Source organism: Acinetobacter sp. AOR01_HL, assembly GCF_027855455.1.
Lineage (GTDB): Bacteria > Pseudomonadota > Gammaproteobacteria > Pseudomonadales > Moraxellaceae > Acinetobacter > Acinetobacter baumannii.
Genome location: NZ_JAKTIM010000051.1, coordinates 209,148 through 233,000, shown reverse-complemented (window position 1 = coordinate 233,000; position 23,853 = coordinate 209,148). Strand labels below are relative to the sequence as shown.

Genomic DNA, 23,853 nt, shown 5'->3' with positions numbered 1-23,853 from the left:
AATTTCCTGAATGGATGTAGGAAAAAGCGTACATGGTTCTTTTAAATTTAAAACTTGATTTACCCATCATTGAAATAAAAAATATGAATTTATAAAGAAGTTCTGTTCTTCAATTAAATAAGAAAAAGATATAATGAGTTTATTACTTTATTTCTAAAATAAATTTAAAAACAACAAGGAACGACATGTCTAATCTACCATCAAATCTTTTTCAACCTTTAGTGATCATACTTGCATGCCTTATTATCCTTGTAAGTAAAATGCCTCAGCTAAAATTTAGAAAAACCATATTATTTTTAGCTCTTGGCAGTCTTACTTTAATCTGTGCTTTGGCAATATTTGGCTTCTTTAATTAAGCCTTATTTCTTGCTCTTCTCTATCATTTTTTCAAAGTGTTTAAGGTTTGGGTTCAACATGTCCCAAGCATAGGTCTGACTCACAAAAACCTCCGCTTTAGGATGATAGAGACTTGGATCATCCAAAGTGCCTGCGCGTATTGAAATCATTTCAGGAACAAGTTCAGGTAAGCCAAAAAGTTGAGAACCACAAGTCGGGCAAAAGGCTCTTTTAATGGGACGACCAGAAGAACCTAATGTCTCAAAATATTTTAGTTCGCCACTTATTTTCAATTCAGATTGATGAAAAAAAGCGATTGGTGCATAGGCCGAACCTGTTGCCTTTTGGCAATCTCGACAATGGCAATTAAAACTATAACGTGGCTCTGCATCGCTTTGATAGCTCACAGCTCCACATAAACATGATCCTTGATATTTAACTGACATGGCTCACCCTATTTTTTTATTGCTGTTATTTGAATATAACGTACATACCCATTTTGATAGAGTTGTTGGCATAACTTTGCAGTCATTTGGATTTTAAAATTTGCCAACCCTCGGTTATGGCTTTGTGCTTGTTGATTTTGAATATACTGTGAAAAACCTAATAATACCTGTTCTGATAAATCTTCGATTTGAATATCTGTAAAACCTTGTTGTTCCAAGGTAGTTCTCAGTATCTCTTCCGTGAGTAAGGTATTCCAAGTGACATCGGCTGCTTTAAGTAAATAACGATGCTTTTGTTCTTGTAGCATGGTCATGTTGTGACATGAGTCGGCACGCATCAAGTAATGAAAACCTAATCGTCCTTTTGAATTTAAAACTGGCGTAACCGAATCCAGAAATGAATTTAAATGACTGTGATAAGCCGCATCGATACAGAGCACCACATCGAAGCGTTGTTTAAATTCAAATTGTTTTAAATTTAAAAATGAACCACAGAAAATCTGACTTATTTCAGGAATAAATTTTTGAATTTTATTAACACATGAGGCTTGTAGTTCAACAGCACTAAGGCTTTTAGGATGATAGTGCTGTAACCAGTGCAATAAACTTGCACCCTGTCCACAACCTAAATCTAAGAGATGATCTTTTGAATTTAAATTGACAGCTTGTGCCAGATGATCAGCCAATTGGCGACAAGCTTCACGGTAGGTTTGGGTATTTTTCCAAAAACCCAAGTTTGTCCAAGCAAGCTCTTCACTATCCCCCAAACTTGATGCATCAATTGCATATTTATGAGGGATAAATCGAGAAAGAGCTGCTCGAACTTTTGCTTTCACAATTTTAGTAACCGAGTTCAGGGGCAACTTCGACCTTAGGCTTTAATCCCACGAATGGTAAAGGTGCACCCAAGATTTCAGCAATATGCATCGCAGAAGTCACTGCTGACTCTAAAATTGGCAAACCATCACATGACCATGAACCACAGTAGAATACTTTACGGTTTGGTTCTAAGTGGCGTTGTTGTAGTTCTTTGTTTAAAGCAATGGTTTGCGAGTCTACGACTGCACGCGTTAAGGTCACTTTTGAAATGACTTTTTTAGGGTCAATATCCACTACTGGACGCCAAGTTTGGAATACAGGATTTTTACCTACCAGTGATGGCTCAACGGCATTCATCCAAACTGTAAACTGCTGGCGAGTAAACTTACGGTCCATCATATAGCTCAGCACTGACCAGTCTTTACGGCGTGGTGGCATTACTGTTGCATCTGTATGAATAACCAAGTCACCTTGTTCAAAGCGGAACTGTTTAAGCAGATTCATATCTTCTGCAAACTGTTCAGGGTTTAAGAACTCTTCAAGTTTAGAAGTTGGTGTCGCCACAATAACGCGGTCAAATGTACCTTGGTCACCTTTTTCATTTTCGACCAGTACTTTTTCACCTTGTAGCTCAACTTTTTTAATTGCCGAACCGCTATGGATATCAATGCCTTTAATTAAGCTGTCTACAAATGCAGGTGTACCGCCTTTCATACGCAACAACATGTCACCATCAGTTAAATGACGCAAAAACTCAAGAAGGTTTTTCGCAGGCCAATCACCAATTGTTTTTGGGTTACATGTACAAATCGTATAAAGCACCGGCATAACTACACCATGCCAGAATACTTCTTCAATATCGTTCTGATTAATAAATTCAGCGAGAGTAATATCTTGATTTTTAGATTTAAAGAACTGGTGAATCGCAGTTTTTAATTGCAGCATCCCTTTTACCAGACGCCAGCCATATTGCTGGATACCTTTACGGTTATTGATAATTGGGAAATTACCAATACGGCTACGAGATGTGGTTAACCATGTTTCAGTACGATCTTCAAATAACCAGCTACAAGACATATAGGTACGAACCGGAAAAGTTTTAATGCCTAAATGTGCAGCAAGGCTGAGTGTATTTTTCCATAGATGCGGGTTCATAACACGCAATGGTGCATCAATAATCCCACCATCGAACTCAATGCTATGACTGTCCATTCCCCGGCCAGGAAGTGCTTCAAATATCGTGATTGTATGTCCTGCATCTTTCAGAATTCTTGCTGCTGCAAGTCCTGCCATTCCACTGCCAATAATTGCGATATCCAAAATGATGTCCCATTTTTCGAGAATTTTTTTGATTATCACTCATACCCTAAAAAAACACCGTATTAAAAACTACCAGATTTTTATTTTTTGCATCAATTTATATAGAAAAATTTTAAGAGATAAGCCCAAAAGTTTTTCATAAAATTTTACAAAAGAGGATGACTGTATAAAAATCTATATTTTTTAAAAATTTAAAAAAATTCTTTTAAATAAAATAAGATAATTTAACTGTATTTATATCATTCGTTTTACAAGTATCATTTTTTGCGGTATCATGGTGGCATAATAATGAGAACTAAATCACACAAAACAATGCCGACACAATAATGATATCCATCATAAAAACAGAAACTTTACAGCGAAAAAGCCCGCTATTCACACTTGATAGCGGGCTTTTTATTACTTTGCTTTTAAAGATCATTAAGCACAGCTTAGCAATTTATCCTTCTTGCATGATTGAACCGAATTTTCCACGATTAAAATCGTTAATCGCTTCCATAATCTCGGCTTTGGTATTCATGACAAATGGACCATAACCTTCGATTGGCTCATTCAGTGGTTGGCCAGTCAACACCAAGAATTTAGTGTCTTCTTCAGCATTTAAGCTAAACTCAACGCCCTCACGAGATAAAATCGCAACAGTTTTGCCTTCAAGACGGTTTGTATCATTAACCACAACCGCACCCTCTAGCACAACAACAAGGGTAGTATGCCCTTCAGGTACATATAGGGTATGTTTTTGGCCTTTTACCAATTTACCGTCCCATACATTTAATGGACTAAATGTAGTTGCTGCACCTTTTGCATCCGCATATTCACCTGCAATCACACGCAAATGACTACCGTGCTCGTCTAGTGCAATGTCCGGAATATCTTTAGCTTCAATGGCTTGATATTTTCCAGGGGTCATTTTTGAATGCGAAGGTAAATTTACCCACAATTGCACCATTTCAAAAAGACCGCCATGCTCTGCAAATTCAGGAGAATGGAACTCTTCATGTAACACCCCTGCACCCGCAGTCATCCATTGCACGTCACCGGTTTTAATGGTTCCGCCACCACCACTTGAGTCTTTATGAGTCACTTCACCTTGATAGGCAATAGTAACTGTTTCAAAGCCACGGTGAGGATGTGAACCTACACCTTGTTGTTCGGTGGTTGGTGAGAAGTTATAAGGCGCTGCATAATCCAGTAACAAAAATGGGCTTAGGGTTTGGCCTAAACGGTCATAAGAGAACAGGTTATATACAGGGAAACCATCACCAACCCAATGCATGTGGTTATTTTGATATGCACCAAGAAATTTCTTCATCTGATCTCTCCTATATATGTAGGATTTTCTTGAACTGAGATTGATTTTACGCCTCAATAATTGCAGTTTATAGATCAGGATTAGCAACACATTATTGCATTTATGAGACAATCATAAATTTTGATGTTTTGTTCAAGAGATCGTCCTATTTTTAAAATTCTTAATCCTATTTTTTAGACTTAATTACGACAACAAACTCATCTAGCATGATTTTAGGCACTGATGACCTACCCAATAATTTTTGATTATTCAATTTGATAACATGAGGACATAAAAAATGGCTCAAGATTATGTACGCTTAGACAAGGATAATGCTGCGGTTCTTTTGGTTGACCATCAAGCAGGTTTACTTTCTTTAGTTCGAGATATCGATCCGGATAAATTTAAAAACAACGTACTTGCTGTTGCAAATGCAGCAAAATACTTCAATCTTCCAACAATTTTAACAACCAGTTTTGAAACTGGTCCAAACGGTCCTTTAGTTCCTGAGTTAAAAGAAATTCACCCAGATGCACCTTTTATTCCACGTCCAGGCCAAATCAATGCGTGGGACAATGAAGATTTCGTAAAAGCGGTTAAAGCAACTGGTAAAAAACAACTGATTATTGCAGGTGTTGTAACTGAAGTTTGTGTGGCATTCCCTGCACTATCTGCTTTGGCAGAAGGCTTTGAAGTATTCGTGATTACTGATGCTTCTGGTACTTTCAACGAATTAACACGTGATGCAGCTTGGGACCGTATGTCTAAAGCAGGTGCTCAGCTAATGACTTGGTTCGGTATGGCGTGTGAATTACACCGTGACTGGCGTAATGATATTGAAGGTTTGGGCACATTGTTCTCAAATCATATCCCTGACTACCGTAACCTGATTTCAAGTTACAATCACAACACTAGCCAAAAATAAGTTCTACTGCCAAGATTAGAATGCTTAAGCATTCTAATCTTACATTTAAATGGGTTGAACGGACATTGATAAGCTCTTTTGATGATTTTTATTATTTCTATTTGGTCGTGAAACACGGCGGCTTTAGTGCTGCCAGTGAGGCCGAAAATATTAGTAAATCCAAGCTCAGCCGACGCATTATTGACCTTGAAAATAAATTTAATGTCAGCCTGATTCAAAGAACAACCCGCCATTTTAAAGTGACCGATTTAGGTCAAGAATTTTACGAGGAATGCTGCAAAGTCATTGCTCAAGTTGAATGTGCAGAAAACGTGTTATTAAAGCAAAAAAGTGAGCCTCAAGGTTTGGTAAAAGTAAGCTGCCCGCCTTTAATGATGCATTTTCAAATTAGAAAAATTTTAAATCAGTTTTTAAAAACCTACCCTAAAGTTGAAATATCTCTTGAGCTAACCAGCCGTCGAGTAGATATCTTGCATGATGACATCGACCTTGCGATTCGAACCAATTTTGAACCGAATGAAGATTCAAATTTAATTGTTCGTGATGTGATTAAAACCGACCACTGTCTGGTGGCTTCGCCTGAATTACTGCAAGGTCGCACCATTAAGCATTATTCCGAATTACAGGACTTTCCAAGTATTAGCTTAGGCACACAAAAGCAAAATTATATTTGGCATTTATGCAATATTCGAAATGGCGAATCGGTTAATGTTCCTTATCAACCACGAATTAAAAGTAATGACTTGGCAGGTGTTTACTATGCCGTGATGGACGGTTTAGGTATTGCTGACCTTCCATTTTTAACCGTTGAATCGGAAATTCGTAAAGGAACACTGGTTCATATTCTTCCTGACTGGAAGTCGAATATCGGCATGCTACAACTGGTTTATGTGTCCCGAAAAGGGCAACGTCTGGTGGTCGAAAAACTCATTGAAACCCTGATTGATGAGCTTCGTCGTTTACCCGAAAGCCATGAAGGATATTTGCCGACTTAAATAAAAAACCGGTCATGAATGGGCATGACCGGTTTTTTGTGAAACATCACATACACATAACTGTATGTTCTCGTTCAGAACAAAACGAACTCGCTTTATTCCTTACTCAGATAAGTCTACGCAGAGGTATTTCATTTCGACATATTCTTCGATGCCGAATTTTGAACCTTCACGACCTAGACCTGACTGTTTTACGCCACCAAACGGAGCAACTTCGTTTGAAATCGCGCCTGTGTTAATGCCGACCATACCGTACTCAAGTGCCTCACCTACTCTCCATTGACGAGCTGTGCTTTGAGTAAACAAATAAGCAGCTAAACCGAACTCGGTATCGTTCGCCATTGCCACTGCTTCATCTTCAGTTTTAAAGCGGAACAATGGGGCAAGTGGACCAAAAGTTTCTTCTTTAGACACTTTCATGTCTTGCGTTACGCCAGTTAAAACTGTTGGTTCAAAGAATGTACCGCCAAGTGCCGAGCGTTGACCACCAATACGAACAGTTGCACCTTTCTCAGTAGCATCTGCAATATGAGACTGAACTTTTGCAACTGCATCCTCATCAATTAAAGGTCCTTGAGTTGAACCTTCTTGACGGCCATCGCCAACTTTAAGCTTAGACACCGCTTCAACCAAACGCTCTGCCAATGCATCATAAATGCCATCTTGAACATAAATACGGTTAGCGCAGACACAGGTTTGACCGCTGTTACGATATTTACTTGCCATGATGCCCTGAACCGCTTGTTCAAGGTTGGCATCATCAAATACCAATACAGGCGCGTTACCACCCAGCTCAAGCGAAAGCTTTTTAATGGTTGGCGCACATTGTTGCATCAAGATACGGCCAACTTGCGTTGAACCAGTAAAGCTTAACTTACGAACAATATCACTTTCGCACAGGGTTTTACCGACTTCAACCGCATCACCACTAATGTTAATTAAAACATCTGCTGGTAAGCCTGCCTGTAACGCCAAAACTTCAAGCGCATAGGCGGTTAACGGTGTTTGCTCTGCCGGTTTAACCAACATTGAACAACCCGCAGCAATGGCTGGACCTGCTTTACGTGTAATCATGGCAGCCGGGAAGTTCCACGGCGTAATTGCAGCTGTAACACCAATCGCTTGTTTAATCACGAGCAGACGTTGGTTTGGCAAGGTAGGTGTTAAGACTTCACCATCAATACGACGCGCTTGCTCGGCAAACCAGCGAATAAATGATGCTGCATAACCAATTTCACCACGTGCTTCTGCCAATGGTTTACCTTGCTCAGCCGTTAAAATCTGTGCCAGATTTTCTTTGTGCTCTAGCATGAGGTTGTACCATGCCAATAACACATCAGCACGCGCCAAGGCAGTTTGCTTTTTCCAAGCAGCTTGCGCTTTTGCCGAACGGTTAATTGCGGCTTCAACTCCTGCACGGTCATAGGTTTTTACCCATGCCAAAGTTTCACCCGTAGCAGCATCCTTCACCTCGATATAGTCATTTGATGCAGGTGCTTCTAATGAAATATCAGGATGTTTTAATAAATACTGCAAATTATTTTGAATCATGCAGATTGCTCCATTGCTTTTGCACTACCTGCCTTGAGTGTCGCAAAACCTTGTTTCAAGATATCAAGACCTTGACGGAATTGCTCAGCAGGAATGGTTAATGGATATAAGAAACGAATTACATTACCGTATTTACCACAAGTAAGAAGTAACAACCCGTTTTCCATTGCATAGTTTTGTACAACTTTTGCTTGTTCAGCAGTCTCAAGTTCTACTGCAACCATTGAACCCAATGCACGAATATCAGTTACGACATCGCTAGTTGTTTGCTGAATATCTTTAAGCGTAGCAACTAACTCAGCGCCTAATTCATTTGCACGGTCGCATAGGTTCTCTTCTTCAATCGCGTCAATCACGGCATGCGCAGCTGCAACCGCAATCGGGCTACCTGCATAAGTACCGCCTAGACCACCCGGGTTTGGTGCATCCATGACTTCTGCACGGCCCACAACACCCGAAATAGGGAAACCGCCGCCCAAGCTTTTCGCCATCGTGATGAGGTCTGCTTTAGTTTCATAATGGTTCATCGCAAATAACTTACCAGTACGAGCAAAACCAGATTGCACTTCGTCAGCAACTAATAAAATACCGTGCTTATCACAAATTGCACGTAAACGTTTTAAGAACTCGGCTGGCACCACATTGAAACCGCCTTCACCTTGTACTGGCTCTAGCACAATTGCTGCAACGTCATGTGGTGCAATATCTTCACTGAAAATATCTTCAACGCTTTCAATTGCCGCATCTACTGAAATACCTTTAGCAGGTACTGGGTAACGTGCGTGGAACACACCCGCTGGCATTACACCGAAATCACGTTTGTAAGGCGCAGTTTTACCTGTCATTGCCATCGTCATGAATGAACGGCCGTGGAAACCGTTACCAAACGTGATAATGCCGTGACGACCTGTGTAACAACGAGCAATCTTCACTGCATTTTCAACTGCTTCTGCACCTGTTGTGAAAAAAGCAGACTTTGCAGGACCAGCAATTGGCGCGCGTTCATTAATACGCTCAGCTAAAGCGACATAGCTTTCATATGGTGTTACTTGATAGGCAGTATGCGTAAATTTAGTAAGTTGTTCAGTCACCGCTGCAATGACTTTAGGGTGGCGATGGCCTGTGTTTAAAACCGCGATACCACCAGCAAAGTCGATAAATTGGTTGCCTTCCTTGTCCCAAAGCGTGGCATTTTCAGCTTTTTCCGCATACCACTGACACATCACGCCTACACCACGTGGAGTTGCTTGCTGTTTACGTGCGTTAAGTGCAGAATGTTGAGTATCCATTTGATTCCCTCATATTTTCATCATCAGTTGCAGCTTTGGTTTTTGCATCCTGTGCTTAATTTTCAGGGTGCTTTACAACGACTGCCTATGCATGTAATTTCGCTCGTCTGATGGCAACTGACGAGAGCCACTTTTTAACTGTAGGAGAGAGCCAATTGCGTAGTTTACTTGGAGATCATTTGCTGCAACGACTCCAACAGGACACTGAAGGGAAACTACATCAACGCCTTTTCCGTTGCCTGCGTGGTGCCATTATTGATGGAGTGATCCAGCCGAAGACTCGTCTACCTGCATCACGCGATTTAGCCAGTGAAATTCATGTTTCGAGAAATACCGTTCTTAGTGCCTACGAACAACTACAGGCCGAAGGCTATTTAGAAGCACGGACAGGACATGGCACATGGGTTGCCGAAAAGTTGCCAGAGAGTTTTTTAAATACACAAAACAAGAAAAAAGTAGTTTCTAGCCCAAATGTTCAAAGTTCTTACGCCCTCTCACAGCGTGGCTCAAACTTATTAGGCTATGCCGCAGCCTCGCCACATCAATGGGGAGCCTTTGTTCCGGGAGCACCCGATGTTACCGAGTTTCCACATCATATTTTTAGTCGTATTCAAGCACGCTTAAGCCGCGAACCGGACATTAACCGCTTGATTTATAGCAACGCAGGTGGATGCATAGAGCTCCGAAGTGCGTTGGCAGATTACCTACGTGTTGCGCGTTCAGTCCAGTGCGATGCGGACCAGATTATTATTACCGAAGGTATTCACCAAGCCATTGATTTAGTCTCACGTGCACTAAGTGATATGGGAGATAAAGTCTGGATTGAAGATCCCGCTTATTGGGGAATGCGTAATACATTACGGATTAATGGCCTCGATATTCAGCCGATGCCTGTCGATGCTGAAGGCATTATTCCCGAAGAAAATCCGGCTGTACCACCGAAACTCATTTTTGTCACACCATCACATCAATATCCACTTGGCTCACATTTAAGCCTTGATCGTCGCAGACAATTGATTCAAATCGCACGTCAGCACAATAGCTGGATTGTAGAAGATGACTATGACAGTGAGTTCCGTTTCTCGGGCCAGCCTTATCCATCTTTGCAAGGCTTAGAAAATAACGCACCTGTTTTATATATGGGCACGTTTAGTAAAACTATTTATCCATCTTTAAGAATTGGCTATTTGGTCGTCCCTAAGCCGTTATTTTCACCGCTACGTATTGTTGCGGCCGAACTTTATCGTGGTGGGCACTTGCTTGAGCAAAAAGCCCTCGCTGAATTTATTCGTGAAGGCCATTATGAAGCGCATATTCGCCGTATGCGACTGCTCTATGGTAAACGCCGCGATTACTTGGTGAGCTTAATTCAACGCTATCTTGGCCCCGAATTTATTCATGAATATGATGAAGCGGCCGGATTACATCTGGTTTTAAAACTACCGAACTCTTGCGATGATGTCGCGATTGCAGCCACAGCGCTTGAACGTGGCGTCAAGGTTCGTCCACTGTCTCAGTACTACATGCAATCACATGCACATGCAGAGCGTGGACTGCTGATGGGCTTTGCCTGTGTAAATGAAAAAGACATGGTGATGGCTTTTGGTGTCTTGCTTCAATGCTTACGTGAAGCAGGCGTACCTACACTGAATTAAAGATTCTTCCCTATTAAGACAAACAAAAAGAGCCTCACAGTGAGGCTCTTTTTTTATTTAAAAATTTAAACTAACTTTTCTTCATGGCCATGAGTTAAATGGGTTGCGCGACGGTCTTTACCCCAACCCAATTTTTCAGACAATAATCCGAAGAACACAATAATGCCGAACAATGCTGTGGTGTAAATCACTTCTTTAAAATAAGTACCTTCAATTAACATGGTAAGAATTGCACCAATAATTGCAAAGATCACTACATAGGTCAGGTAAGGGAACATCCACATTTTAAAGTCAATCTTCACGCCTTCAGCTTCTAATTTTTTACGCATACGAAGCTGAGAATAAGCAATGGTTAGGTACACATATAGTGTTGCTGCACCTGTTGTTAGCATGAAGAAGTCATAAACATTCATACTCTCTGTTGCAGTTAAAATTACCGCAATTACAGAGAAGAAGCATGACACAATCACACCCACCCAAGGACTGCTTTTACTGTTTACAGAACCAAAACTTTTTGGTGCATCACCACGTTTAGACAACGAGAATAACATCCGTGAACACGTGTAAAGCGCTGAGTTAAAGCAACTACATACCGATGTTAAAACTACAAAATTTACGATATGGCGCGCGCCCGGAATACCAAGTGCAGACAAAGTCACGCTATAGGTTCCCCAAGTTGAATCTTTCAAAAGTTCATTGTTGTGAGGAATAAGACATACCGCAACGAACATTGAACCAACGTAGAATAAAATAATACGCCAAACCACCGAGTTTGATGCCTTACGAATTTCTTTAGATGGATTTGCAGACTCTGCCGCTGCTACAGTAACAATTTCAGCGCCAATATAGGCGAACATCACCCCAAGCAAGGCGGTAATCACTGATGAACCACCATTTGGCATAAAGCCTTGAGAGGTTAAGTTACTTATACCAGATGCAGCTGGATTGCCCCAAGGCCACAAATGCATGATGGCTAAACTACCAATCACAAGGAAAACAACAATCGCGATAACTTTGATGAGCGCAAACCAGAACTCGAATTCACCATAGTTTTTGACGTTTTGTAAATTGACAACAACCAGTGCGACAATGACGACGGTCATATAAACCCAGATCGGAATAAACGGGAACCAGTTATTTAAAATTTTTCCTGCTACATAAGCTTCCCAGCCCATGAGCATCGCCAGCGTACACCAGTACAACCAACCAATTGAAAACCCTGCCCAACGGCCAATCGCACGGTCTGCATAAGTTGAAAAAGAGCCACTGTCGGGATTTAAAACGGCCATCTCACCTAACATACGCATGATGAACCAAACGAGTAGGCCACCTAAAGCATAAGTTAGAAAAACTACAGGGCCGGTGTTGTAGATAATACTGCCTGAGCCAACAAAGAGAGAGCCACCAATAACCCCTGCAATCGAGATCATGGTTAAGTGGCGTGATTTAAGTCCATGTTTTAAACTTTGGGAGTGATTGGCTTCAGAACCATTTTGATGAGCTGCCATATCATTTTCCTTAATATATGGAGGATATCGGCTAGTCTCGGAAATCCTCCGAAGCCAAAAAATATCCCCTAAAAATTTAGCCGTTCTGCCCAATTCCTAAAACAGAAAATTCACTGAGCTTATCCGGCGCTTCCGTATGCATACTTCCAATGGCTTTAATTTGTCGTTTCGGCACTCAAGAAACGAGAGCCATTTTTGTAATAAAAGAGAGAGCCAATTGCAAAATTTATACGCAAAATTGGCCCTTTTTGTAGAAGATGCTGGTAAATGGCTCTTTGTTTTTATTTTAATCAGATTGAATTTCTTTAGTTTTGTTCAGAGATTAACAACGCTTTTGTGCCTGTTTCCAAAGCTCTAAATATATGTTTTTGATCGGCTGGATAACAAATATAGTCTCCAACACCCAGCTCAACCGCTTCATCAATTAAACCCACCAAAGCTCGCCCTTCCACTACAATAATATGTTCTACCGAACCAACTGGATGTGGTTCTGAAAGTCGATCTTCGCCCGGCTCAACAATCAATAAATACACATCTCGGCGCGCATGGGGTGGACAGGTCGCCAACAAAATTGCTTTGTAATTGGCAATCTCCGAACTCACCGTTGGCCCATCGCCACAGCGAATGACTTGCACTTGATTGCTCGGTTCTTCCATCAAACGTGCAAATGGAATATTGAGTGCAACACAAAGTGCCCACAAGGTTTCAATACTTGGGTTACCTTGCCCTGCCTCTAATTGAGAAAGTGTAGATTTAGCAACACCTGCACGGCGCGCAACCTCTGCCAATGAAAGCCCTGCTCTTTGGCGTTCACGTGTTAAACCTTTGGCAATAATTTCGATTGGCTGAGACATTCATTCTATCCGTTCTATAAAAAAAACGATCGTTCGTTTTGACAAAACAATCAGACTTATTCATTATAATGGAAAATCGTTCGTTATATCATGCCATGACTACATACGCTCTTATTAGAAAACTTAGTAAAGATACTACTCGCTCGATTTTCTTTGTGTGCCTAGCAACGAGTGTTGTTGGTATGTCCTTAGGTTCACTCGCCGCAAGTTATGGCTTAGCACTCTGGATCCCACTTTGTCTGTCCATATTTGTGCTCGCGGGAACTGCCGAATTTATTTTTATTGGATTCTTGGCGGTAGGTGGTAGCCCGATTGCAGCTGCAATTGCAGGACTACTCGTCAATTTAAGACATCTGCCTTTTGGCATAGCGGTCAATGAACTGATTCGAGGCAAATTCTCTCAATATTTTGGGTCTCATATCATGAACGATGAAAGCGTTTTGTTTGGTATGGCACAGCCTGATTTCGAAACCAAAAAGGCTGCTTACTGGCTATGTGGTATAGGCATCATGCTCAGTTGGCCGCTCGGTGTCACTGCAGGTTATTTTATTGGGAGTGCTATTCCAGACCCTAAAACATTTGGCTTAGATGCGATTTTCCCAGCTATTTTAATTGCTCTTACTTTTTCTGCTTTAAAGAATAAGGTGACTCGAAAAGCTGCATTTGCCGGATCAACTTTAGCGTTGATAACCACACCCTTTTTAGCCGCAGGACTTCCAATCCTGATTTCACTTTTTGGCTTGATATGGGGTAGAAAAAAATGAGTCAACAGTTACTGATTATTGTAGGAATAGCTCTACTTGCACTTGGAACGTACAGTATTCGTTTTGCTGGCTTTCACTTAGGTGCCAAGTTTTCATTTTCTGAAAAATACCAAGTTTTACTCTCAAACGGCGCAACCGTTTTGCTCTGTGCCATTGCTGTGACCACTACATTTTTTGAAGGCCAACATTTCGCGGGTTTCGCACGTATATTTGGGGTGAGTTTGGCACTTTTCTTAGTTTGGAAAAAAGCCCCGCTTTTATTGGTGATTTGCTTGGCAGCTGCGGGCACGGCACTGGTACGTTTACTTGGTATTGAATAATAAAAAAGGCGAGATAAACTCGCCTTTTTTGAAACTTTAATTAGAACGGTAAGTCGTCGTCTAAATCAGCTGGTGCAGATGCTGGTTGTTGTGGCGCTTTAGGAGCGAAACCACCACCTTGTGGGCTATTGCTACCATTACCGAAACCGCCTTGGCCACCATAACCACCATTGTTTTGGCCGTAGCCACCACCTTGGTTGTTATTTTGATAGCCGCCACCTTGTTGAGGCGCGTTAAAACGTGGTTGGTTAAAATCATTACCGCCAGCAAAACCTTGTTCACCTTGTTGACGAGCATCTAACATTTGCATCTGGTCGCCACGGATTTCTGTAGTGTAACGTTCTTGACCATTTTGGTCTGTCCACTGACGTGTACGTAATGAACCTTCGATATAAACCTTAGAACCTTTACGTAAAAACTGCTGAGCAATTTCCCCTAAACGGTTATGCAAAACAATACGGTGCCATTCTGTTTGTTCTTTACGTTCACCTGTATTTTTATCGGTCCAAACTTCACTTGTTGCGATAGAAAACTGGGTCAACGAGCCCCCATTTGGAAAAGTTTTTGTTTCAGGATCACGACCCAAAGTACCAACCAAAATAACCTTATTTACACCACGCATTAGCTGTCTTCATCCTATACATTTCTATGTTTTACTTTATAAGAGTTATGCTTAAATGGCTACCTCTTTACCGAACAACTGCGTTAAATCACGTCGCGAAGCATCATCAAGAGACTGTTTATCGACTTTAATATAAGCAACTTGCTGGTCAGGCATCACCACAACTTCTTCGATACCACGAATTGCCAATAGTTGTGTGGTCCACTCATTCACCTGTTGCACTTGCGGCAATGGCAGCACAATAGATGACAAATACCGCGGCTGAGCTAAACCAAAACTAATTAGCAGCCATATTATAGCAATCCCTGCTAAGACACTCCATCCAATCGCAGTATTATGTAACATCAATAATTGACCACCTAGTGTGCCACCAAAAAAAGCACCTAAGAACTGGCTACTGGCATTTACCCCCATAGCGGTGGCTTTCGACTGGATTGGAGCGGATTTTGACAGCCAAGAAGGTAATAAAGCCTCCATCACATTAAATGCAATAAAGAAAATTCCTAAGCCAGCAAGCAAGACATATTTAGACTGATAACCAAATATCAGTAATAGTAAACCTGCAATAATACCTGTAATTGCTGTTAAGAAAATGCCGCGCATTTTGCGATATTTTTCAGCGATGATAATGCTAGGAAATGCAAAAAACAGACTAATAACCAAAAGTGGCAAATACACCAAACCGTGGCTCGCCAAAGGAATATGCGCAAACTCAATAAGCTGTGACGGCACATAAATAAACATGGCGGTCAGCAATAAATGCAATGCAAAAACCGAAACGTGTAAACGGTTTAAATCACCCATTTGAATGACTTGTTTAAGCTGTGCCATGTAGCCTTGCTGGTAATTACGATGGTGACGAGTGACTTTAGGCACTAGCAATAACATCGCAATCGCGATCAAACCCATGATGGTTGTCACAAAGAACAAACCAGAAATACCTACAAGGCTTGTGAGCCAAGGCCCAAGACTAAAAGCGACTACAAAAGACAAGCCAATACTCATACCCATGGCAGCCATGGCTTTAGTACGCTGCTCTTCACGCGTCACATCGGCTAAAAGTGCCATAACTACTGCCGAAACTGCACCCGCCCCAGCGATAGCACGGCCAATAATTACGCCATAAATGGTGTCAGATAGTCCGGCAATTGCACCACCAATAGCAAAGAGCAATAGACCAAAGACCACAAGCGGTTTACGGCTAAAACGGTCAGCAAGTAAGCTAAATGGAATTTGTAAAATGGCCTGACTTAAACCATAAATACCTACAGCCAAACCAATGAGTGCTGGAGTCGCATATTGATATGACTGCCCAACTACAGAAAAGACAGGAATAATCATGAACAAGCCCAACATGCGTAGTGCAAAAATACTACTTAAGGCAAAAGTTGAGCGACGTTCCAAAGCATTCATCATATCAATACACGTTATCAAACTAAGTAAATTATAAGCCGATTCGTTTCTAAAAATACGGGACACCTTATTTAAAATAACGATTTGGGCTTAAAAAAATAAAGAGGCGTTTAGCCTCTTTAGTTTATCGAAGTTTGCTGAAAATTAGCTTAAGGCGACTGTTGCTCGCGCTTCGAATATTGAATTGAAGCGATAACCGCCCAAACAATGAACGCTACACCAATTAAACCTGTAACAACTTCCGGTACATGCACGCCTGTACCACTTGCAATCATAATGAATGCTAAAGCACCGATCGCATAATGCGCACCATGTTCCAAGAACACATAGGCATCTAACGTACCTTTTTCTACAAGATAAACTGTCATTGAACGGACGAAAATAGCACCAATTGCAAGACCAAGCATAATCACGACAACATCGCTAGTAATGGCAAATGCGCCGATTACGCCATCAAAACTAAATGATGCATCTAACACTTCAAGATATAAGAAACCACCTAAACCGGCTTTTACAACACCAGAAGCAGCGCCTGATCCATCTTGTAATACAGCATTACCATTTTCATCAATTTCAGGTTCGCCGCCCAATAAATGACTTAACACTTCAACGCCAATGTAAACCACAATGCCCCAAATACCGGCCATAGTTACAGCTAAACGTTGATGGTCATCGACATAACCTGCCATCACAATGAGAGCAATCAAAGCAAGAAATACAGACATTGCCGGTACGCTTGCCAAACTTGCAAGTTTAGATTCAAGCCATCTAAACCAATGCGTTTCTTTTTCGTCATCAAAGAAGAAGTTTAAGAACACCAGTAATAGGAATGTTCCACCAAAAGCCGAAATTTCAGCGTGATGTGCCATTAAACGTTCAGAGTAGGTTTTCGGATCATTAAGTGCCATTTTGGCTACTTCAATAACACCCATATCAGCAGTCACTGCAACAATCACGACTGGGAAAATCAGACGCATACCAAAAACGGCGATTAAAATACCTACCGTTAAAAAGATCATTTTCCAGAACGGGTCCCAATTACGTAGAACCGATGCATTCACGACCGCATTGTCAAAAGATAAAGAAACTTCCATCACAGCTAAAATCGCGGTAATGGTTAAAGCTTTAAGCATGGTTGACACGCCCGCTTCAGGTCCATGGGTAAAACCCCAGTAAGCGGATAGTGCTAAACACACCACCGTAAAAAATATCGAAAATCGGAAATGCTTCATGGATCAGACCTATACCAAGAACTAAATTTAATCTTTCTTAAAACCGCGGCTATTATATCGATAATTAACCACAAAACGATGTTGTTTTGTGCCGTTATTCACTTTACTTTATCTCACTGTTTAATAAAGAAATTTATAATATTTCATTAACTTATTAATCGTATTAAATATTTTCTTGCGATATATCTATCATTATTATTTTTGTATTTTAAAATTGATTTAAAATCGGGTTTAGCTGTCTTATTTTAAATGGAATGTTTTTATGCTTTTTTCTCAAGAACTCTGGCAACGTAATTTAAATTTATATCAAAAAATTCTCGACCTGCCTTTTAATCAGGAACTTGCTAACGGTACTTTAGATAAAGAAGCTTTTTGTCATTATGTTATTCAAGATGCTCAATATTTAGTAGCCTATGGCCGTGTGCTGGCTGTTGCAGCAGCTAAAGCTTTTGATGCTGACGATATTATGCAGTTTTCTGATGCAGCGAAAATCGCAATTGTGGTCGAGCGCAGTTTGCATGACGACTTTATGAAAAATTTTGGGGTAACTAAAGAAGAATTTAAAAATACCCCATTGACCTTGGCAGGACATCATTACACTTCATTTTTGACGGCAACTGCTTGGTCTGAAAGCTACCCTGTTGTACTTGCTGCTCTATTACCTTGCTTCTGGATTTATGCCGAAGTCGGTAAAGACATTGTGAGTAAGTCTGTCCCGAACAATCCTTATCAGGCATGGATTGATACCTACGCAGGTGAAGAATTCCATACCGCCGTTCGTAATGTGATTGCGACGGTAGATAAAGTTGCCGCACGTTGTGATGCAGATACTTTGGAGAAAATGCATGCAGCCTATACCATGGGTGCAAAACTTGAATGGTTATTTTGGGATAGTGCCTACCATCAAAGACAATGGTTAGGTTTAGATCAGATCTAAAATGAGTTCTGACCATTTAGTTCGTTAAATGGTCAGTCTTTAATTTAACTTTGAAACAATTGCCAGCCGTAAATCAAACCTGCAGCAGCCACAACCCAGCATAGTGTTGCGACTCCTAAACAAGACCACATCGACATACGCGTTGCCAGCACATAAACAGCAACTAAATAAATGGCATAAGGAATCAGTGACCATAGGCCAAATAAAGCCGTTTTCTGTAATGCTTCGGCTCCTTTTTGTTGAAAAACAATTACGTGGGCAATTAAAGCGAAGGTTGGAAAAAGCGGGACTAAACCCGCAATATAAAATGCCTTACTTTTCGATAAAATCGAAATAATGAGGACAACCCCGGCCCCCAACATACACTTTAAAAATAACGCCCACATGCGCTGATCCTATCTGGTCATATCCATTTCAAAACGCTGTATTTTGCGCTTTTTAAAGAAAATTAACAGCGACTAAAGCAATCAATGCCGGAACCGCCTGAATATAAATAATCTTTTTACTGGCAGTCAGACCACCATAAATACCAGCAATCAGTACACAGCCTAAAAAGAAGTTGGCAATTGATGTTGCAAATGGTGCATCAGCCAATAAAGACCAAAATAAACCTGCTGCTAAAAAGCCATTATAAAGACCTTGGTTCTGTGCCATGACTTTGGTGAGTTTTGCTTTTTCTGCATTATTTCCAAAGGCTTTCATGCCATAAGGTTTGTCCCACAAAAACATCTCTAACACTAAAATATAGACATGTAATATTGCGATAAGCGCAATCAATATTTGTCCGATCATACAATTTTCCTTTTTATTTTAAAGATATGAAAAAAGATCAGTCTCTCGACTGATCTTTTAGTGTTTTACGGCTTTAATAATACTTTGCCTTGACGAGCGCCTTGCGTTGCTCTTTGAGCGGCAGTTTTAATCTCATCAAAACTAAATACACCTTCTACAGGAAGGATTAATTTTTTCTGAGTCGCTAATGTTAGCAGCTCAACGATCAGTTCCTTTTTACGAGCTGCTGGCATTTCTTTATTAACCACACTCGCCCAGAAACCTTTTACTGTCGCTTGTTTGAAAATTAGATCACCCGATGAAATCTGCATGGTTTCGCCAGTCATACTACCGAACGAAACGAGCAGGCTATTTTCACTGAGTAAATTCAGCATTTCACCACTTGCACTTCCACCAATCGAGTCCACACCGGCAATTAGAGGTTGGTCACCGTGAATCTGTTTAACTTGCTCTTTCCAGTTAGGTTGATCGGTTGCAACCACATGCTGAATACCTAATGCTTGCATCTCGGCAATTGCATCACTACGGCGAACCAGATTAATCACAGGTAAACCACGTGCCTGCGCAATCATGGCAACTGTTTTACCGACTGCACCATTCGCCGTGTTTTGAATGAGCCATTGACCCGGTTGAACATTTACAAAGTCGAGTAGCATGAGTGCACTAATTGGCATACCAATCAGTTGTGCTGCTGTTTCATCATCAATTTCATTATTGAGTGGAATAATCCCTTGAGCAGGCGCAATAAAGTATTCAGCCCAACTGCCATGCACAGCCGCAACGGCAATACGTTGCCCTACCTGTACATGTTCAACACCTTCACCTAACGCATCTACAATACCAACTGCCTCACTGCCACCAATCGCAGGTAAGGTTGGTTTATAGCCATAACTACCGCGTACTGTCCATACATCATGATTATGGATCGGAGACATGATGGTTTTAATACGCACTTCGCCTGCTTTTGGTTCAGGCTTTGGCATATCCGCCTGCTCTAAAACGTCTACAGGTTCGCCAAAATTACGATGGATAATACTTCGCATGCTTTATTCCTCTATCGGTTTTAAGAGTTGTTGGGTGGTTTCTAAGGCTAGATGTAGATGTGCTTTGTCTTGCGACAATTTTGTGAGTAAAGCAGCACCTAACCATAACTGATACATGACTTGGGCAGTTTTCAAAGGTTCAATATGTTTTGGAATTGATCCTTCTTGTTGCCCTTCTTTGAGTAGTAAAGCCAAACGTTGGGTTAGTTTGTGCACACCGTCATTTAGAATTTGACGCATATCTTCTGACAAGTCCGAAACTTCGGCTGCCAATTTCACAATCAAGCAGTTTTCAGCCCAACTACCGTTTACCGGATCATCAATCCACGCTTGCCATAAAGCCATTAAACGGGCATGGGCACTTTGCTCACTGTGCTGCCAAAGCTGTTCCATACGGACTTTATAATTGGCCATGTATTGCTCGAGCAACGCACAGCCAAACGCCTCTTTTGAAGCAAAGTAGTGATAGAACGAACCTTTAGGTACGTCACAAGCCTTTAAAATTTCTTGCAAACCAACACCGACAAAACCTTTATGTAGCACCAGTTCAAAACTGGTATCTAAAATGTGTTGTCGTGTGGTTTCGCTTTTATTTAATCGTTTCATGCATTCATCATAAACAACTATTAGACCAGTCGTTTAGTAAAATTATGTTGCTGGTTAAAATTTGCTTAGAGTAGAAATGTAGAAGGAGGAATGTTAAAAATACAACCTGCTTAATTAAACAAATTTTGTCGTTTGTCGTTTAACCGTCACAATTTGTCGCTTTAAATCATTTTATACCACTTGAACAATTTTAAATCGTTATCATATATAGGGTCTGTTGTTTATAACCAGTCACACCTCCCTGCGGCTGATCACTCAACACCTAAATTTTCATCAATACACAATTGAGATGTTTTATGAGCCAAAGTCATATCCGTATTCGAGGCGCACGCACCCATAACTTAAAAAATGTGTCACTCGATATTCCACGCGACAAATTTGTGGTAATTACGGGGCTATCAGGTTCAGGAAAATCTTCTCTTGCCTTTGATACCTTGTATGCCGAAGGGCAGCGCCGTTATGTCGAATCACTTTCGGCATATGCCCGCCAGTTCTTATCGCAAATGGAAAAACCTGAAGTTGACTCGATTGAAGGTTTATCACCAGCGATTGCCATTGAGCAAAAGTCTACTAGCCATAACCCACGTTCAACGGTTGGTACGATTACCGAAATTTACGACTATTTGCGTCTGCTTTATGCACGTGTCGGTACGCCTTATTGCCCTGAACACGACTTACCTATGGTTGCGCAAACTGTTTCTGAAATGGTCGATGCGGTAAAGAACCTTGAGGAAGGCACTGCACTCATGTTGCTTGCCCCTGTTGTTCGTGAGCGTAAAGGTGAATACAGCAACTTGTTCGAACAACTACAAGGTCAAGGTTTTGTTCGTGCGCGTGTTGATGGCGAAATCATTGATATTGATACACCACCAGAACTCGACAAAAAGAAAAAACATACCATTGAAGTCGTTGTTGACCGCTTTAAAGTACGTGATGACTTAGGCAACCGTATTGCTGAATCATTTGAAACTGCACTGCGTTTAGGTGGTGATATTGCCGTTTTATCATGGATGAATGGCGAACACCCAGATCGCGTTTTTTCTGCAAAACACTCATGCCCTGAATGTGATCGCGCAGTCGCAGAGCTTGAGCCACGTTTATTTTCATTTAACAACCCGTTCGGTGCGTGCCCTGTCTGTGATGGCTTAGGTACACGTAGCCATTTTAGCCCTGAAAAACTCATTCCTAATCCTGAGTTGGCAATTAGTGAAGGTGCTATTCGTGGTTGGGATCGTCAACGTCCTTATTACTATTCAATGCTGCAAAAAGTTGCCGACCATTTCGGTTTTCAACTTGATACACCTTGGAATCAGTTAGATAAAGACACGCAAAAGAAATTCTTACAAGGTACTGGCAAAGAAAAAATCGATTTAAGTTATATCGATGAACGCGGCCGTAAACATACTCGCGTACAATCGTTTGAGGGAATCTTGCCTCACCTTGAGCGCCGTTATCGTGAAACTGAAAGTAACTATGTACGAGACGATTTAGCACAATATTTGTCTAATGCAGCTTGTGATGCATGTGGCGGTTCACGTCTCAATGAAATTTCACGTCATGTTCGTGTAAAAGACAAAACTATTGCCGACATTACCCGCATGTCGATTGGAGATGCCGAAAGTTACTATCAAGGTATAAACCTTGAAGGTGCCAAAGGTGAAATTGCAGATAAAATCTTTAAAGAGATTCGTGAGCGCTTACACTTCTTGGTGAGTGTTGGCCTGAACTATTTAAGTCTGGCTCGTTCTGCCGAAACACTATCGGGTGGTGAAGCCCAGCGTATCCGTCTAGCTTCGCAAATTGGTGCAGGTTTGATGGGTGTCATGTATGTACTCGATGAACCATCAATTGGTCTCCATCAACGTGATAATGACCGTTTATTACAAACGCTAATTCGCTTACGTGATTTGGGCAATACGGTATTAGTTGTTGAACATGATGAAGATGCAATCCGTGCAGCTGACCATATTATTGATATCGGCCCTGGTGCTGGTGTGCATGGTGGCGTTGTCATTGCTGAAGGTACGTATGATGAGCTGGCTAAACATGCCGACTCACTCACAGGCCAATATCTTTCAGGCAAACTCAAAATTGAAGTGCCAAAACAGCGAACTCAACCACCTAAACCTGAAGAAAAAATTAAACTTTCAGGTGCAGCCGGTCATAACTTAAAAAATGTCGATTTAACCATCCCACTTGGCATTATGACTTGTGTCACGGGTGTTTCAGGTTCAGGTAAATCAACACTGATTAACCGTACGTTACTTCCACTGGCTGCAACACAGCTCAACGGTGCAACGACTTTAACCGCTGAAAAATTTGATTCAATTGATGGTCTACAACATCTGGATAAAGTCGTTGATATTGACCAAAGCCCAATTGGCCGTACACCGCGCTCTAATCCAGCGACTTATACGGGTCTATTTACGCCAATTCGTGAGTTATTTGCTCAAACACCAGAAGCGAAAGCTCGTGGTTATAGTGCGGGTCGCTTCTCGTTTAACGTAAAAGGCGGACGCTGCGAAGCGTGTGAAGGCGACGGTATGATTAAAGTCGCAATGCACTTCTTACCAGACATGTATGTACCTTGCGATGCTTGTCATGGTAAGCGCTATAATCGTGAAACACTTGAAGTCGGTTATAAAGGCAAAAACATTTCTGACGTTTTAGAAATGACGGTTGAAGATGCTGCTGAGTTCTTTAGTGCTATTCCAGTTATTCACCGTCGTTTAGAAACCTTAACTCAGGTAGGTCTAGGCTATATTCGTTTAGGTCAGGCGGCTACTACTTTATCTGGTGGTGAAGCTCAGCGTGTCAAACTGGCTCGTGAGTTAGCGAAACGTGATACGGGTAAAACGCTTTATATCTTGGATGAACCAACAACAGGTCTGCATTTCCATGATATTGCCAAGTTACTCGATATTTTGCATGAGCTACGCAACAAGGGTAATACCATTGTGGTAATTGAACATAACCTTGATGTCATTAAAACAGCAGACTGGGTGGTCGACTTAGGCCCAGAAGGTGGTTCGGGCGGTGGTATGATCATTGCCGAAGGTACACCTGAACAAGTAGCCGAGGTCGAGATTTCCCATACTGGCCGCTTCTTGAAACCGATGTTAAAACAATAAAACA

22 protein-coding genes are annotated in these 23,853 nt (G+C 41.3%); 7 read left to right on the top strand and 15 right to left on the bottom strand.

The annotated features are described in order from the left end of the window. Positions 1–359: 359 nt before the first annotated feature. The 4 genes from MKL62_RS16455 to MKL62_RS16440 form a co-directional block, all read right to left on the bottom strand. Positions 360–782: a GFA family protein gene (locus tag MKL62_RS16455; protein ID WP_000114353.1), complete on the bottom strand. Its 423-nt coding sequence runs from the start codon at positions 780–782 to the stop codon at positions 360–362. 8 nt (positions 783–790) lie between these two features. Continuing rightward, positions 791–1,618: an SAM-dependent methyltransferase gene (locus tag MKL62_RS16450; RefSeq protein ID WP_025469467.1), complete on the bottom strand. Its 828-nt coding sequence runs from the start codon at positions 1,616–1,618 to the stop codon at positions 791–793. A 4-nt stretch (positions 1,619–1,622) separates the two neighbouring features. Further along, complete coding sequence (locus MKL62_RS16445; protein WP_000350212.1) at positions 1,623–2,921, bottom strand: NAD(P)/FAD-dependent oxidoreductase; 1,299 nt, start codon at positions 2,919–2,921, stop codon at positions 1,623–1,625. A 439-nt stretch (positions 2,922–3,360) separates the two neighbouring features. Then, on the bottom strand, positions 3,361–4,233 hold the full coding sequence (locus MKL62_RS16440) for a pirin family protein (RefSeq protein ID WP_000713965.1): 873 nt from the start codon (positions 4,231–4,233) through the stop codon (positions 3,361–3,363). 277 nt (positions 4,234–4,510) lie between these two features. Between MKL62_RS16440 and ycaC the strand changes: the two genes are divergently transcribed. Both ycaC and MKL62_RS16430 read left to right on the top strand, forming a co-directional pair. Continuing rightward, positions 4,511–5,137 (top strand): isochorismate family cysteine hydrolase YcaC, encoded by a 627-nt coding sequence (ycaC, locus tag MKL62_RS16435; protein ID WP_000046156.1) that lies wholly within the window; start codon positions 4,511–4,513, stop codon positions 5,135–5,137. Between the two features lie 20 nt (positions 5,138–5,157). Then, on the top strand, positions 5,158–6,132 hold the full coding sequence (locus tag MKL62_RS16430; protein WP_004742058.1) for a LysR substrate-binding domain-containing protein: 975 nt from the start codon (positions 5,158–5,160) through the stop codon (positions 6,130–6,132). Between the two features lie 102 nt (positions 6,133–6,234). Here MKL62_RS16430 and MKL62_RS16425 read toward each other — a convergent pair whose 3' ends face one another. Continuing rightward, on the bottom strand, positions 6,235–7,683 hold the full coding sequence (locus MKL62_RS16425) for an NAD-dependent succinate-semialdehyde dehydrogenase (RefSeq protein WP_004742056.1): 1,449 nt from the start codon (positions 7,681–7,683) through the stop codon (positions 6,235–6,237). Beyond that, complete coding sequence (gabT, locus tag MKL62_RS16420; RefSeq protein ID WP_004742053.1) at positions 7,680–8,972, bottom strand: 4-aminobutyrate--2-oxoglutarate transaminase; 1,293 nt, start codon at positions 8,970–8,972, stop codon at positions 7,680–7,682. The genes MKL62_RS16425 and gabT overlap by 4 nt, the downstream gene beginning before the upstream one ends. A 155-nt stretch (positions 8,973–9,127) precedes the next feature. Between gabT and pdxR the strand changes: the two genes are divergently transcribed. Further along, positions 9,128–10,627 carry a MocR-like pyridoxine biosynthesis transcription factor PdxR gene (gene pdxR, locus MKL62_RS16415; protein WP_001257166.1) on the top strand — a complete coding sequence of 500 codons (1,500 nt, stop codon included), beginning with the start codon at positions 9,128–9,130 and terminating at the stop codon, positions 10,625–10,627. 65 nt (positions 10,628–10,692) lie between these two features. On the opposite strand, the gene MKL62_RS16410 is transcribed toward pdxR, so the two are convergent. Together MKL62_RS16410 and MKL62_RS16405 are read right to left on the bottom strand one after the other, a co-directional pair. Then, the gene (locus tag MKL62_RS16410) at positions 10,693–12,135 is read right to left on the bottom strand and encodes an amino acid permease (protein ID WP_004742051.1); all 1,443 of its coding nucleotides are present in this window, start codon (positions 12,133–12,135) and stop codon (positions 10,693–10,695) included. A gap of 305 nt (positions 12,136–12,440) precedes the next feature. Then, positions 12,441–12,989, bottom strand: a complete 549-nt coding sequence (locus MKL62_RS16405; protein WP_000081859.1) for a helix-turn-helix domain-containing protein — start codon at positions 12,987–12,989, stop codon at positions 12,441–12,443. Positions 12,990–13,057: 68 nt separating this feature from the next. Between MKL62_RS16405 and MKL62_RS16400 the strand changes: the two genes are divergently transcribed. Further along, on the top strand, positions 13,058–13,753 hold the full coding sequence (locus tag MKL62_RS16400) for an AzlC family ABC transporter permease (protein ID WP_000431603.1): 696 nt from the start codon (positions 13,058–13,060) through the stop codon (positions 13,751–13,753). Beyond that, a complete protein-coding gene (locus MKL62_RS16395) occupies positions 13,750–14,073 on the top strand; it encodes an AzlD domain-containing protein (RefSeq protein WP_000082715.1) in 324 nt (107 codons plus the stop codon). Before MKL62_RS16400 ends, MKL62_RS16395 begins: the two co-directional genes overlap by 4 nt. A 40-nt stretch (positions 14,074–14,113) precedes the next feature. On the opposite strand, the gene ssb is transcribed toward MKL62_RS16395, so the two are convergent. The 3 genes from ssb to MKL62_RS16380 all read right to left on the bottom strand — a co-directional run bounded on the left by ssb (position 14,114) and on the right by MKL62_RS16380 (position 17,340). Beyond that, on the bottom strand, positions 14,114–14,695 hold the full coding sequence (gene ssb / locus MKL62_RS16390; protein ID WP_002068963.1) for a single-stranded DNA-binding protein: 582 nt from the start codon (positions 14,693–14,695) through the stop codon (positions 14,114–14,116). Between the two features lie 51 nt (positions 14,696–14,746). Next, entirely contained in the window at positions 14,747–16,111 is a 1,365-nt protein-coding gene (locus MKL62_RS16385) for an MFS transporter (protein WP_000980460.1), read from the bottom strand. A 146-nt stretch (positions 16,112–16,257) separates the two neighbouring features. Continuing rightward, positions 16,258–17,340 carry a DUF475 domain-containing protein gene (locus MKL62_RS16380; protein ID WP_000680211.1) on the bottom strand — a complete coding sequence of 361 codons (1,083 nt, stop codon included), beginning with the start codon at positions 17,338–17,340 and terminating at the stop codon, positions 16,258–16,260. A gap of 262 nt (positions 17,341–17,602) precedes the next feature. On the opposite strand from MKL62_RS16380, the gene tenA reads away from it, so the two are divergent. Then, on the top strand, positions 17,603–18,277 hold the full coding sequence (gene tenA / locus MKL62_RS16375) for a thiaminase II (RefSeq protein WP_000899418.1): 675 nt from the start codon (positions 17,603–17,605) through the stop codon (positions 18,275–18,277). Positions 18,278–18,321: 44 nt separating this feature from the next. Here the strand turns inward: tenA and MKL62_RS16370 are convergent, their stop codons facing one another. The 4 genes from MKL62_RS16370 to MKL62_RS16355 all read right to left on the bottom strand — a co-directional run bounded on the left by MKL62_RS16370 (position 18,322) and on the right by MKL62_RS16355 (position 20,718). Further along, entirely contained in the window at positions 18,322–18,663 is a 342-nt protein-coding gene (locus MKL62_RS16370; RefSeq protein WP_000263327.1) for a GlpM family protein, read from the bottom strand. A 52-nt stretch (positions 18,664–18,715) separates the two neighbouring features. Then, the gene (locus MKL62_RS16365) at positions 18,716–19,069 is read right to left on the bottom strand and encodes a DUF1304 domain-containing protein (RefSeq protein ID WP_000580165.1); all 354 of its coding nucleotides are present in this window, start codon (positions 19,067–19,069) and stop codon (positions 18,716–18,718) included. A gap of 65 nt (positions 19,070–19,134) precedes the next feature. After that, positions 19,135–20,112, bottom strand: a complete 978-nt coding sequence (locus tag MKL62_RS16360) for a zinc-binding dehydrogenase (RefSeq protein WP_001256576.1) — start codon at positions 20,110–20,112, stop codon at positions 19,135–19,137. Between the two features lie 3 nt (positions 20,113–20,115). Beyond that, positions 20,116–20,718 (bottom strand): TetR/AcrR family transcriptional regulator, encoded by a 603-nt coding sequence (locus tag MKL62_RS16355; protein ID WP_000826323.1) that lies wholly within the window; start codon positions 20,716–20,718, stop codon positions 20,116–20,118. Between the two features lie 296 nt (positions 20,719–21,014). On the opposite strand from MKL62_RS16355, the gene uvrA reads away from it, so the two are divergent. Continuing rightward, positions 21,015–23,849, top strand: coding sequence for an excinuclease ABC subunit UvrA (gene uvrA / locus MKL62_RS16350; protein WP_270899793.1), 2,835 nt, complete (start codon positions 21,015–21,017; stop codon positions 23,847–23,849). Positions 23,850–23,853 lie beyond the last annotated feature (4 nt).